General features: G+C 32.4%; 1 protein-coding gene. It reads left to right on the top strand.

Annotated features, from left to right (window positions below):
- Positions 1-87 precede the first annotated feature (87 nt).
- Positions 88-259: GntR family transcriptional regulator (locus tag N7568_RS24240; RefSeq protein ID WP_261612227.1), on the top strand; the 172-nt coding region annotated here is incomplete at its 3' end.

Genomic DNA, 259 nt, shown 5'->3' with positions numbered 1-259 from the left:
ACAATGTATTTATTTATTAATGCTATTTTAAATCACCACTATGTATAACACTCAATGCCTATGTATAACACTTAAAGGAGATTAAAGATGCACATTGAGATTCAACGCAAAGCAGAGATTTCACTTTCAAAACAAATATACCAATGTATTATTGATCACATTCGCTCAGGTCTCTTGCAAGAAGAGGAACAATTGCCTTCAGTACGTGATTTATCAAAACAGCTTGGAGTAAGCTTAGTTACAGTCGTAAAAGCTTATA

The organism is Paenarthrobacter aurescens (genome assembly GCF_025421775.1).
Taxonomy (GTDB): Bacteria; Actinomycetota; Actinomycetes; order Actinomycetales; family Micrococcaceae; genus Arthrobacter; species Arthrobacter aurescens_B.
The sequence above is the reverse complement of the archived record's forward strand: the minus strand, read 5'-3'. Positions and strand labels throughout refer to the sequence as shown.